This window comes from Halobacillus litoralis (assembly GCF_020524025.1).
Taxonomy (GTDB): Bacteria; Bacillota; Bacilli; order Bacillales; family Halobacillaceae; genus Halobacillus; species Halobacillus litoralis_D.
On record NZ_JAIVKN010000001.1, the window covers coordinates 127,733 to 140,039 of the forward strand.

At 41.9% G+C, this 12,307-nt stretch carries 14 protein-coding genes; 11 read left to right on the forward strand and 3 right to left on the reverse strand.

Annotated elements, in window-relative coordinates; genetic code table 11:
• Positions 1-78: 78 nt before the first annotated feature.
• The 4 genes from hemE to LC036_RS00745 all read left to right on the forward strand — a co-directional run bounded on the left by hemE (position 79) and on the right by LC036_RS00745 (position 4,650).
• On the forward strand, positions 79-1,116 hold the full coding sequence (gene hemE / locus LC036_RS00730) for a uroporphyrinogen decarboxylase (protein ID WP_226576791.1): 1,038 nt from the start codon (positions 79-81) through the stop codon (positions 1,114-1,116).
• A gap of 13 nt (positions 1,117-1,129) precedes the next feature.
• The gene (hemH, locus tag LC036_RS00735; RefSeq protein ID WP_226576794.1) at positions 1,130-2,059 is read left to right on the forward strand and encodes a ferrochelatase; all 930 of its coding nucleotides are present in this window, start codon (positions 1,130-1,132) and stop codon (positions 2,057-2,059) included.
• A gap of 7 nt (positions 2,060-2,066) precedes the next feature.
• Complete coding sequence (gene hemY / locus LC036_RS00740; RefSeq protein WP_226576797.1) at positions 2,067-3,473, forward strand: protoporphyrinogen oxidase; 1,407 nt, start codon at positions 2,067-2,069, stop codon at positions 3,471-3,473.
• A gap of 163 nt (positions 3,474-3,636) precedes the next feature.
• Entirely contained in the window at positions 3,637-4,650 is a 1,014-nt protein-coding gene (locus tag LC036_RS00745) for a LacI family DNA-binding transcriptional regulator (protein WP_226576800.1), read from the forward strand.
• Positions 4,651-4,938: 288 nt separating this feature from the next.
• On the opposite strand, the gene yhfH is transcribed toward LC036_RS00745, so the two are convergent.
• Positions 4,939-5,067: a protein YhfH gene (gene yhfH / locus LC036_RS00750; RefSeq protein ID WP_226576803.1), complete on the reverse strand. Its 129-nt coding sequence runs from the start codon at positions 5,065-5,067 to the stop codon at positions 4,939-4,941.
• 123 nt (positions 5,068-5,190) lie between these two features.
• Here yhfH and LC036_RS00755 point away from each other — a divergent pair, with 123 nt between their 5' ends.
• From LC036_RS00755 to LC036_RS00765, 3 genes are all read left to right on the forward strand, one after another.
• Complete coding sequence (locus LC036_RS00755) at positions 5,191-5,922, forward strand: MBL fold metallo-hydrolase (protein WP_226576805.1); 732 nt, start codon at positions 5,191-5,193, stop codon at positions 5,920-5,922.
• A gap of 66 nt (positions 5,923-5,988) precedes the next feature.
• Positions 5,989-6,990 (forward strand): lipoate--protein ligase, encoded by a 1,002-nt coding sequence (locus LC036_RS00760; RefSeq protein WP_226579917.1) that lies wholly within the window; start codon positions 5,989-5,991, stop codon positions 6,988-6,990.
• Between the two features lie 156 nt (positions 6,991-7,146).
• Positions 7,147-8,685: a fatty acid--CoA ligase family protein gene (locus LC036_RS00765; protein WP_226576808.1), complete on the forward strand. Its 1,539-nt coding sequence runs from the start codon at positions 7,147-7,149 to the stop codon at positions 8,683-8,685.
• Positions 8,686-9,089: 404 nt separating this feature from the next.
• On the opposite strand, the gene LC036_RS00770 is transcribed toward LC036_RS00765, so the two are convergent.
• The gene (locus LC036_RS00770; protein WP_226576811.1) at positions 9,090-9,557 is read right to left on the reverse strand and encodes a DUF3939 domain-containing protein; all 468 of its coding nucleotides are present in this window, start codon (positions 9,555-9,557) and stop codon (positions 9,090-9,092) included.
• Positions 9,558-9,602: 45 nt separating this feature from the next.
• Between LC036_RS00770 and LC036_RS18425 the strand changes: the two genes are divergently transcribed.
• Both LC036_RS18425 and LC036_RS00775 read left to right on the forward strand, forming a co-directional pair.
• Entirely contained in the window at positions 9,603-9,734 is a 132-nt protein-coding gene (locus LC036_RS18425) for a hypothetical protein (protein ID WP_264188057.1), read from the forward strand.
• Positions 9,735-9,862: 128 nt separating this feature from the next.
• Positions 9,863-10,396, forward strand: a complete 534-nt coding sequence (locus tag LC036_RS00775) for a competence protein ComK (protein ID WP_226576814.1) — start codon at positions 9,863-9,865, stop codon at positions 10,394-10,396.
• On the opposite strand, the gene LC036_RS00780 is transcribed toward LC036_RS00775, so the two are convergent.
• Positions 10,311-10,733, reverse strand: coding sequence for a hypothetical protein (locus tag LC036_RS00780; RefSeq protein WP_226576817.1), 423 nt, complete (start codon positions 10,731-10,733; stop codon positions 10,311-10,313). The genes LC036_RS00775 and LC036_RS00780 overlap by 86 nt on opposite strands.
• Before the next feature lie 212 nt (positions 10,734-10,945).
• On the opposite strand from LC036_RS00780, the gene LC036_RS00785 reads away from it, so the two are divergent.
• Together LC036_RS00785 and lepB are read left to right on the forward strand one after the other, a co-directional pair.
• The gene (locus LC036_RS00785; RefSeq protein WP_226576820.1) at positions 10,946-11,593 is read left to right on the forward strand and encodes a TVP38/TMEM64 family protein; all 648 of its coding nucleotides are present in this window, start codon (positions 10,946-10,948) and stop codon (positions 11,591-11,593) included.
• Positions 11,594-11,647: 54 nt separating this feature from the next.
• Positions 11,648-12,187, forward strand: a complete 540-nt coding sequence (gene lepB / locus LC036_RS00790) for a signal peptidase I (RefSeq protein WP_226576823.1) — start codon at positions 11,648-11,650, stop codon at positions 12,185-12,187.
• The last annotated feature ends 120 nt before the right edge of the window (positions 12,188-12,307 follow it).

The window sequence follows — 12,307 nt, forward strand, 5'->3', positions numbered from 1 at the left end:
ATTTACCTATACAGAATCCGTATAAATCGTTATAGTTGTAAGCGGATAAATGATGATCGTGGAAAAGGAGTCCTGAAGATGAACAAAATTGAGAATGACACAATATTGAGAGCTTTTCGAGGTGAAAAAACGGAACATACACCTGTGTGGTTTATGCGGCAGGCAGGACGGTCTCAGCCTGAGTACCGTAAATTAAAAGAAAAATATTCTTTATTCGAAATTACTCATGAACCAGAGCTGTGTGCTTATGTAACAAGACTTCCCGTCGAGCAGTATGGCGTAGATGCTGCTATCCTATACAAAGACATTATGTCTCCTCTACCGGCAATTGGAGTAGACGTTGAAATTAAAAAAGGGATCGGCCCTGTTATTCATAACCCGGTGCGTACCAAAGCGGACATTGAAAAGTTAGGAACCATTGATCCTGAATCAGACGTTCCTTACGTTATGGACACCATCCGCCTATTAACAAAAGAACAGCTGAACGTTCCATTGATTGGGTTCAGCGGGGCTCCTTTCACTCTGGCAAGCTACATGATTGAAGGGGGACCTTCAAAAAATTACAATAAAACTAAATCCCTTATGTACAGCGAGCCGATGACCTGGTTTGCTTTAATGGATAAGTTAGCTGATATGGTGATTACCTATGTGAAAGCGCAGGTCGCAGCGGGTGCTAAAGCCATTCAGATTTTCGACTCGTGGGTCGGATCTTTGAACGTGGAAGATTATAGAACGTTTATTAAACCGGTCATGCAGCGGATTTTTTCAGAGCTTAAAGAAGAAGGCGTTCCCTTAATCACGTTTGGTGTAGGTGCGAGACACCTTATCCATGAATGGGATGATCTTCCTGTCGATGTCATTGGCCTTGACTGGAGAATGTCTATCACAGAGGCAAGAAAAGCCGGTATTACCAAACCGCTTCAGGGTAATCTTGACCCTTCCACAATGCTGGCCGATTGGGACGTGATTGAAGAACGTGCAAAACGTATTATAGATGAAGGTAGGGAACACCCTGCTCACATCTTCAACCTCGGGCATGGAGTAACGCCGGATATTCAGCCGGAAAAACTAAAACGATTGACCAATTTGATCCATGATTATTCAAAACAGAAATAAGAGGTGAATGAAAATGGCAAAAAAACAAATGGGTTTATTAGTGATGGCCTATGGAACACCCTATAAAGAAGAGGATTTAGAAAGGTACTATACACATATCCGCCGCGGGCGTAAGCCTTCAGATGAAATGCTCCAGGATTTACGGGACCGATATGATGCTATAGGCGGCATTTCCCCTTTGGCGCGTATCACCGATGATCAGGCTGAAGCGGTTAAAGACGCTCTTAATGAAAAGCAGGATGAGATTGAGTTTAAAGTGTATCTTGGTCTAAAGCATATAGAACCGTTCGTTGAAGATGCGGTCGCTCAAATGTCAGAAGACGGGATCGAGGAAGCTGTCTCTATCGTGCTTGCTCCACACTATTCGACTTACAGCGTCAAGTCGTATAATGGCCGTGCGAAAGAAGAAGCTGATAAACACGGAATTACGATTCGTTCCGTAGAAAGCTGGTACGATGCACCTGGCTTTATCGATTACTGGAAAGATGTAATTGAAGCAGAATACAGCAAAATGGACGAAGATGAAAAAGAAAAAGCCTGTCTGGTTGTATCTGCTCACAGTCTTCCTTTGAAAATACTAGAAGGAGGAGACCCGTATCCGGATCAATTGAAGAAAACAGCCGAGCTGATTTCAGAAGCGACAGGAATTACACAATATGAAATTGGCTGGCAGAGTGAAGGGAATACCCCCGACCCATGGATTGGGCCCGATGTGCAGGACCTTACCAGTGATCTCTACAATGAAAAAGGCTATCGAAGCTTCGTATATGCACCTGTAGGCTTTGTTTCCGACCACCTGGAAGTTCTTTATGACAATGACTATGAATGTAAAGTTGTCTGTGATGAAGTAGGTGCCAACTACTATCGTCCAGAAATGCCAAACACGAATCCTAAGTTTATCCAGACACTGGCTGAAGTTGTTATGGATAAAGTGAAAGAGTAGGATATCAATGGGAGAACAAAAACGTGTGGTTGTCATTGGTGGAGGAATTACTGGATTGACTTCTGCTTACTATCTGCAGAAAGAAGCGAGAGAAAAAGGTCTTCCTATTAATGTTCAGCTCATAGAGGCGAGTGATCGTTTAGGTGGAAAGATTCAATCAATGAAAAAGGATGGGTTCACGATAGAGCGGGGACCTGATTCTTTTTTAGCCCGGAAAGAAAGCGCAGGAAGGCTGGCACATGAAGTAGGGTTAGGGGATGAACTTGTCCCTAATGGAACCGGCCAGTCTTATATATTAGTAGATGGGAAGCTCCATAAAATGCCAAGCGGATCGTTTATGGGAATTCCTACCCGTGTCCGCCCTTTTCTGTTTTCTAATCTATTTACACCAGCAGGGAAAGCAAGAGCTGCTATGGATTTAATTAAATCAAAGAAAACAGTGGATGGTGATCAGTCCCTCGGCTTGTTCTTCCGCAGACGCCTTGGAAATCAAGTCGTAGAGAACCTGATTGAACCCTTACTATCAGGGATTTATGCCGGAGACATTGACCAGTTAAGTCTGCAATCTACTTTTCCTAATTTTTATGATTTGGAACAGGAGCATGGAAGCTTGATAAAGGGCTTAAGAAAGACCCGCCCGATCAAGAAACCGAAAAAAGGGGAACAAAAGCCCAGTATGTTCCGAACATTGGAGCACGGCCTTAGTTCTCTTGTTGAGGCTGTCGAAGCAAGACTTGATCCGGGATCGGTCCATAAAGGAACCCGTGTGAACCATATAGAGAAGCAAAGCGGCCGTTATCACCTTCTATTGAATGATGGAACGGTAAAAGAGGCAGATGCTGTCATTATGGCTGCTCCTCACTTTGCTGTGCAGCGTATGCTTTCTCAATATGATTTCCTGGCCCCTTATAAAGAGACAAATGCTACATCCGTAGCAAATGTGGCTATGGCGTTTGATGCATCAGCTATAAAAAAAGACATTGATGGCACTGGTTTTGTTGTTTCTAGAAACAGCGATTTCCGGATTACCGCCTGCACATGGACTCACAAGAAATGGCCCCACTCTACACCGGAAGGGAAAGTTCTTCTTCGCTGTTATGTGGGCAAACCATCAGATCAAGAAGTGGTCCATCTATCAGATGAAGAAATTCAGAAGATCGTTTTAGACGACTTAAATAAAACGATGGACATTACAGCTAAACCAGATTTTGCTGTCGTAACCAGATGGTATGATGCCATGCCTCAATATAAAGTTGGCCATAAGGAGCGCTTAACAAAGATTACTCAGCAGATGGAAGAAGAATTACCGGGTGTTTACCTTGCCGGCAACTCTTACCGGGGCATCGGGCTCCCGGACTGTATTGATCAGGGAGAAGCTGCTGTACAGAAAGTTCTGCACCATTTATATGGTTAAAGAAACACCTCTGTTAAAGGGGTGTTTTTTTTATGGCTGGGAAAAGGAGGTTTTTTATTCTATATTGATTTTTTATATGTCATGAAAGGGCTTGCAACTTTAGGGAAGGATTAGTATTATGATAATTGGAAACGTTTTCAAAAAGCATCAAGGGGGAGTAAGTATGGCTACAATTGAAGATGTAGCGAAGCTGGCTGGATTATCTAGAACAACGGTATCCCGTGTCATCAATGATCAGCCTTACGTGACAGAAGAGAAAAGGCAGCGCATCAGCCAAGCCATGAAGGAGCTTGGTTATGTCCCCAATTCTTCCGCCCGCCGCCTGCGCAGTCAAAAAACAGAGACAATTGCTGTGTTGCTGCCTCGTTTGACCAATCCCTTTTTTGGTAACTTAATAGAAGCAATGGAAGAAAAAGCATCGGAGTGGGGTTACCAGGTGATTGTTTGTCAGACACATGATTCTAAGAAAAAAGAGATGGACTACTTACAGCTTTTAAAAACGAAGCAGGTAGATGGCGTCATTATGGCATCTCTCGTCAATGATTGGAAAAAGATAGAACCTTATTTGGGATCAGGTCCCATTGTATTTTGTAACGAATATATGGATGAGCCTTCTATACCGATGGTTCATATGGATCATAAACAAGCGGCCTATGAAGCGGCTTGTCATCTTCTAGAACAAGGTTGTCAGAATATCGCTTACGTCAGCGGTGGACCGGAAAGCCATTTATCCAAAATGCGCAAAGAGGGATTTACAGAAGCGTTAAATGACCATGGGAAATCTTTTTTGGATGAGATGAGCATCGAATGGGCGATTGATGTTAGTGATGGTCAAAAGTTATTTCATTTGATTAAAAGCGACTTTCCCTATGTAGATGGTGTATTCACAGGTTCTGATGAAGTAGCGGCCGGGTTGATTTATGAAGCGGCTTCTTCTGATTGGAAAATTCCAGACGATCTTGCTGTGGTAGGATTTGATAATCAAATGATTTCTTTATTAATGGTTCCTTCTGTAACTACGATTGAGCAGCCAGTTAAGGATATGGCTGAAAAGACGGTAGAAGTACTTATTCAACAATTACTCCATCCCGGTGCATTGGCGCCGAAGAAATATGTCTATCCACATCAGCTTCTGGTAAGAAATTCAACAAAACGTAAAAAGGTAACCATTCAGTAGACTATCTACCGGATGGTTTTTTTATTTGTAAGGCTCTATGTTAAACATTGGAGTCAACTTTTCATAACAATATCATTCAGAAATAGTGAAGGTTCAAAATTTTTATATTTCAGATCCGTAGGGAACGACTTTTACATTTTTATTTAAAGCTTTCTAATATGAGAGTTCAAGGGGATAGAGTTTAGCTGATATCACTAAGAGGTATAACGGAGACAAAATAAAAAAAGCAGCTTTTTACGGCTGCTCCAATCTTATGTTCTTTCTTCTGTTTTTTGTGGAATACTAGAATCAGCGGGCAGGATGGTCACAGTCGTCACAAATGTTGCCGTAGCAGTCAGCTTTTTCCTGAATGACGTTCCCACAGTTGGAGCAGTGCTTTTTCGGAAGGTTACGGAAGAACTCTACAATATTCATCATCTGTAAATCGCCTCCAAATCATTTTTTTAATGTATACCCATTGTATTATAACAATATTCAGAAATCAAGTATCTGTTATAAAACAATGTAAATTTGGGCTGAAAAATTTAAGGAGTGAAGAGAATGAAAGTAACGGTCATCGGTTATTGGGGAGCTTACCCCGCGGCAGGAAGTGCGACATCCGGCTATTTGTTTGAAAAAGATGGATTTACTATGCTTGTCGATTGTGGCAGCGGTGTCTTATCCCGCCTCCAGCAGTATAAGAACATTGAGTCTATTGATGCTGTTGTTCTCTCTCATTACCACCACGATCATGTAGCAGATATAGGACCATTGCAATATGCATGCCTGGTAAAGCATACCCTGGCAGGGACGAAAGGAAACCTGCCTATCTACGGACATGATGAAGTACCGCGTAAGCTGGAAACATTAACCCATCAGCATACAAAAGGCGTGGCCTATGATCCTGAGAAAACTTTAGAAGTCGGTCCCTTTACCATTCAATTTCAAAAAACACAACATCCGGTCCCTTGTTATGGTATGCGGATTGAGGAAGGGGACAACACTGTTGTTTATACAGCAGACACAGGTTACTTCCCAGAGTGGGCTTCTTTTGCCAGGCATGCAGATTTATTAATCACTGACACCAACTTCTATAAAGGGATGGACGGGAAGGGGCCTGGGCATATGACAAGTACAGAAGCCGCTTCTATCGCCGCCGAAGCTCAAGTTCAAGAGTTGTGGCTTAGTCATCTGCCGCACTTTGGAAAACTTACAAGTCTTCTTCAGGAAGCAGAAGATGTATTCAGCGGTACCATTCGACTGGCAGAGGAAGGTTTATCCTGGAGTAAATAGATTGTCTATCTTGTATGAAACCATTACAATAGACATGGATGAAACGGAAAGGAAAGGATGATCCGCATGCTTTTTATCGATCACGAAGGAATTAACGACCCACGCATTAATTTAGCTATTGAAGAATATGCGCTGAAAAATCTCGATATTAACGAGACATACTTACTTTTTTATATTAACGAACCTTCCATTATCATAGGTAAAAACCAGAACACAGTTGAAGAGATTAACACGAACTACGTAGAGGAAAATGGCATTCATGTTGTCCGTCGTCTGTCTGGTGGAGGGGCGGTTTATCATGACCTCGGAAATTTAAACTTCAGTTTCATTACCAAGGACGACGGAGATAGTTTCCACGACTTCGCTAAATTTACTGAACCTGTTACGGAAGCTTTGAAAAAACTTGGTGTGAATGCTGAACTGTCCGGGCGAAATGACATCGTAGCTGAAGACGGTCGAAAAATCTCAGGCAATGCTCAATTCTCAACAAAGGGCCGGATGTTCAGTCATGGTACATTAATGTTGGATTCAGAGATTGAGAACGTTGTTTCCGCTCTGAACGTGAAAACAGAAAAAATAAAGTCTAAAGGAATCAAATCAATTCGAAGCCGGGTGGCGAACGTTTCTGAATTCCTGGATGAGAAAATCTCGATGGATGAATTCAAAAACTTAATCCTGCGCTATATCTTTGATGTGGAAGATGTGAAGGATGTACCACAATATAAATTAACTGCTGAGGACTGGGACAACATTTACGAGCTTGCTGAAGAGCGTTATAAAAACTGGGACTGGAACTACGGCAAATCGCCAAAGTTCAACATTCAACATACAAAACGTATTGAGGGTGCAGGCAGCTATGATATCCGATTGGATGTAGCGAAAGGGACAATTAAGAATGCGAAGATCTTCGGAGATTTCTTTGGTGTCGGGGATATTAACGATGTAGAAGAAAAGTTAATTGGTACACGGTATGAGCGTCAGGCAATTTCTGATGCTTTAGGAGATATGGAGATTTCCCATTACCTTGGGAAAATTACAAAAGAAGACTTTCTTAATATGGTCTACTAATAAGAGCTGAAAGATTCTGTCCCTGGACAGAATCTTTTTTTTGCTTATAGGAAGAAGTTTAGACAAAAGTTGATAAAAAGTTTTCAGTATTTTATAATTATATAGAAAATTAGTTTAATGAATGACCATTCATTCATGGACGAGAGGGGAGCTCAAATGAATTTAAGCGAACAATTATGGCTTACGGCAAAAAGTAACCCTTCAAAAGATGCCTACATATTCCAGGGGCAGCGGGTGAGTTATGGGGAGTTCGATGCATCAGTTACAAGATTCGCTTCAAATTTAACCAGACTTGGTTATAGAAAAGGAGATCACATTGCGTTAGTCAGTGGAAACAGCCCATTATTTATGATTGGTTTATATGGAGCGCTAAGAGCAGGGTTGACGGTTATTCCTATCAATCCTACATACACGGCTGACGAGATGAGTTACATTTTAAAAAATGGAGATGTTAAAGCGGTTATCACCATGGATGTCCTCGTGGAATTATTCGAGCACATGGACGAAGCTCTGGATGTTTATCACTACTTCGTAGCCGATACAGGTTCTGGAATAAATCTGGAAGCATCTTCTTTATCCAAGAAAATGAAATCGTTTACAAAGGTGTTGGGAGAAGAAATCTCTGAGTATGATGGTCCGGCCATTGATAGTGAAGATGTAGGGGTAATTCTCTATACATCCGGGACAACTGGGAAGCCGAAAGGGGCAATGCTTACTCACAAAAACCTTTACTCCAATGCCACTGACGTAGCCGATTACTTGAAAATTTCCTCTGAAGACCGTGTCATTGCCACTCTGCCGATGTTTCATGTTTTTTGCTTGACCGTATGTCTAAATGCTCCAGTTATGAATGGAGGGACTGTCCTGATTGTTCCTAAGTTCTCACCACAAGAAATATTTACGATTGCGGAGGAATACAAGGCAACTGTTTTTGCCGGCGTGCCAACGATGTATAATTATTTGCAGCAAACAGGAAAAGAGTACACCCAGACCTTTCGACATATGAGATTGTGTATTTCTGGAGGGTCTTCTCTGCCTGTATCCCTTTTGGAGTCCTTTGAAAAACAATTCAATGTCCGTATTTCAGAGGGGTATGGTTTGTCCGAAGCATCTCCAGTTACCGCATTTAATCCACTTGACCGCCCTAGAAAAGCCGGGTCTATCGGACGTAATATAATAAATGTGGAAAACAAGGTAGTAGATGAGCTTGGTGAAGAACTACCGCCGGGAGAAGTCGGTGAGTTAATTGTCCGTGGTCCAAACGTCATGAAAGGATATTATAAACTTCCAGAAGAAACAGCTGTTGCGATCCGTGACGGATGGCTTTATACAGGAGATATGGCTCGTGTAGATGAAGAAGGCTATTTTTATATTGTGGATCGTAAAAAGGACATGGTCCTCGTCGGCGGCTATAATGTTTATCCGCGTGAAGTAGAAGAAGTGTTGTACAGTCATGCTGATATTACAGAAGCAGCGGTGGTTGGAGCTCCAGATCCAGAGCTTGGAGAAACGGTCATAAGCTTTGTTGTTTCAAGAAACCCATCTTTGACCGAACGTGAACTCATGGACTACTGTTCGGAACATCTGGCTAAATATAAACGTCCGTCCCGGATTGAGTTTATGAGTGAACTGCCGAAAAATACCACAGGGAAGATTTTACGGAAAAACCTGCGGGAACAGCTTACTCAATCTTAGTAAAAGAAGGCGCTCAAACTTCGGTTTGAGCGCTTTTATGTGTGTGTTCAGTCTATGGTAAGGCGTGTTGAAGGAGGTTAGGATGTCATTTCCTGGTAATTGCGCAATGGGTTGCGGTACTCCGCAACTTTTTTTCGGTGAAGAGCTTCCTTAGATGTATTACAATAGAAACAGATAAGCGGTGATGCTTATTTATCTCAAACTATTTATGATTTGGTTGTCATAAATAGGTCAGTAATTGTATTTACTGATGAGTGCATTGAAAAGAGTCTTCCCTCTCAGAAGGACTTTTCAAACAATTTATTCCCTCACTCAAAAGTTAACCAGTCGTCTCTTTGGCCAATGCTCTCGTGAGCATTGGCTCTTTTTTTATGCCTTTAAGCCCTGTCCGGGTCCTGAGGACGCTACTCAGGTTTTTTATAAGTAATCATGTGTTCTTCATTAGTAAGATAAAAGTCCCGGTTTGGACGCTTTTGTAACAAGTAAAGACGCTCAAGCTTATAATAACTTATCCGCTTATATGGGTCCGTGTCTATGATAGGAAGTTCCTGCATCTGCTTAATGTACTCATCGACGGCATGCTGTACATGATCGATCTCTAATGCCAGTTCGTAATCCTTTTCTTCAAAAAGCTCATACGTCTCTCGTGACATATAATACTTTTTATTTGGGATTCCCTGAAGGTAAGGGGCCAGCAGTTCATAATCTAAGGTAAGGTCTTCCTTAATAATGACACTTAAGGGAACCTCACTTGGTTTCTTATCTGCATAGGCATGGACAGCTTTACGGACATCATGAATAGAGAGGTCTTGTCTTTTTAAAGGTTCTTTTTCTGAAGAGTGAGGTTTCTTCTTTTTCTTGCGATTCCACACATCGATTCCTCCTAAGGCTAGAATTTAATGAAAGAGGTGTTTGCGTTGAATAATCAACCTGAACTTGAATTTTTCACTTTACTGAATCCGAACTTTGGTTATGAAGGTGAAGAAAATGGAGAAGGAGAAGAAGAAAGTCTAAGCAAAGGCAGGTGTAACTGTAGTATAGCAGAATAGTTGAAATTCAACATTTTTTAAGAATGTTTAGACTTTCCTCCTGTGATTTGGTAAATTAAAGAAGATAAGCGGTGAGTTCGACCCAGGTAGGGCTGCCGCTAATGAAATGAGAGAGGATGTTGAAGTGGATGACTTATATCCAAAAAAATGAATATGAAATTAACCCGCAGACCATGGCTCTTGTGGCTAAGGAAAAAGAAGGTGGACAAGTCTTCACCGAAGTCAAGGAACGCAATCAATGTTTTGAAGTACCTTTGTGTCCGAGTGCAATTGTTGATAATTCCTGTCGTTATTTTGCAAGCAGTCTGGATGGACGCCTCGCAGGTACCAAACAGCTGACCAGCTATACCCATAAACCTCCCATTGTCATATCAGAAGCCATGGGTATTTATTTCTTTCCTATTATTTCCCCTAAACGCAAAGAGTGTTCCTGGGTTGCCCACAAATACATCCGCTCATACAAAGGTGAACATAATAAGACAACCACTGTCCAGTTCGCCAATGGCCTTTCCATTAATTTCCCTGTTTCAGACGGTATGTTCGCAAATCAAGTTCAACGCACAGCCCACCTGCGTGTCATTCTCGAAGACCGCTTCCATTTGTCTCCTTCTGCTGCTGGGTCTGATATTCGAACTGACCGGGTTGCTGAGACTTTTTCATAAGCTCAAAAAGAATATTTTCCACCTTTTTTCTAATGGCCGGGTTAAAGTAGTTTCGCTTTTCCTCATACCCATGTGCAAGAAACAAAAAGGAGGTAAAGGAATCGTTTCTTCCCGATTCAACGACCTGCAGTTTCATATGGTCCATCTGCTTCCTGAGTTCCTTACGTTCTTTACGCGCTTCCAGTTCCATTTTTCCCAATAATTCCATATAAGGTTCTTTAATTTTAAATTTCCCCTGTTCCATGTGTTTCCTGTCTTGACGGATTACTGTAATAGCCATGGATAAAAACAAGTAACGGGAAGCGAGATCGAGTTCTTTCTGTTGTAAATACCTCATGTCATTCCCCTCCGAATAACGAACGTGTGTTCTTGTTATGTATTATACCACGTACTCCTCCTCACTATGCAAGGAGTTTTGAGAATAGGTTAAAAGTGGCAGGGAGGGGAACGTTCGGGGATATTTAACTGAAGGTAGGCAGAATGCTTCGTTTTCGTATAAAATAGAAGAAAAGAATGCACTGGCTTTTAGTGTACATAAGGAGTTTCATCATGGATTCAGTGACAGGGAAAATTGATCAATGGCGACGTATGGCTGAGAATGATCAGCTGTTTGAGTATGTGATTAAACAGTTGGAAGAACTGGAACGGTTTGGCCCTCTGCCGGGCATTATTCTTCCGTTATTGGAAGCTTTCCTGCCAGTCCTGCCATTAGTTGCGTTTGTGCTCGCAAACTCTGTGGTGTATGGACTGTTAAAAGGTTTTTTGTATTCATGGATTGGTTCAGTTATTGGAGCGATCGGCGTCTTTTTTATCATTCGTCGATTAGGGAATAAACGTTTTTTTCAGGCCATTACAAGACAAAAACAAGTGAAAAGGGTCATGGTGTGGGTAGAAGAACATGGTTTTGGACCGTTGTTTTTACTCATGTGCTTTCCATTTTCACCTTCCTCTATTATTAATGTCGTATCAGGTTTGTCTAAGGTCAGCCAGCAGCAGTTTATCTTAGCTGTGCTGTTAGGAAAGTCTGTAATGATCTTTACCATTGCTTACGTAGGTTCAAGCATCGCTTCTTTTGCGCAGAGTCCAATTAAATCAGTAGTAGTCGGGATTTGTATTCTCCTCTTTTGGGGACTCGGAAAATATTTGGAAAACCGAATTCAAAAGAAAGCGGAACGAAAAGCGTACCAGGGGGATTAAGTTTGTTTCGGGCAGGGTAAAATGTTGGTAGACCAACACCTGGAGGAACGAATGATGAAAAAATACCGCAGATGGATACGCACAATCTTATTCGCCTTACTGTTGGCTTTTGTTTTTCGGTCCTATTTGTTTGCCAGCTATATTGTTGATGGAGAATCAATGGAGCCTACACTCTATGATGGAAATCTGTTGATGGTTAACAAAGCGGTGTATGACTGGACGGATATTGACCGACAGCAAGTGATCGTTTTTCATGCGAATGAAGAAGAAGACTATGTGAAACGGGTAATTGGCGTTGCAGGTGATGAAATTGAAGTGAAAGACGATCAGCTGTACATCAATGGAAAGTTAATGGACGAAAGCTATCTGGATCCCCTTCGTCCGGATGATGGGTTTGCTTTTACGGAGGATTTTACTCTAAAAGAAGTGACGGGGGAAACGACAGTGCCTGAAGGTCATTTGTTCGTAATGGGTGATAATCGCAGGGACAGCCTGGACAGCCGTTATTTTGGTTTCGTGCCAAGCGAGACGGTAGTGGGAAAAGTCGATGTCCGTTATTGGCCTTTTAACCAGTTAGGCTTACAGTTCAAATAATGTCATGCCGTCCTTGGTGGGGCGGTTTTTTATTTGTGCCGGATCCTTGCTTCTATTAAACTGCAGGATCATAGAAGCAAGGATCCGGGGTTATGATAGGTTACATAAATCCCGTTCCAT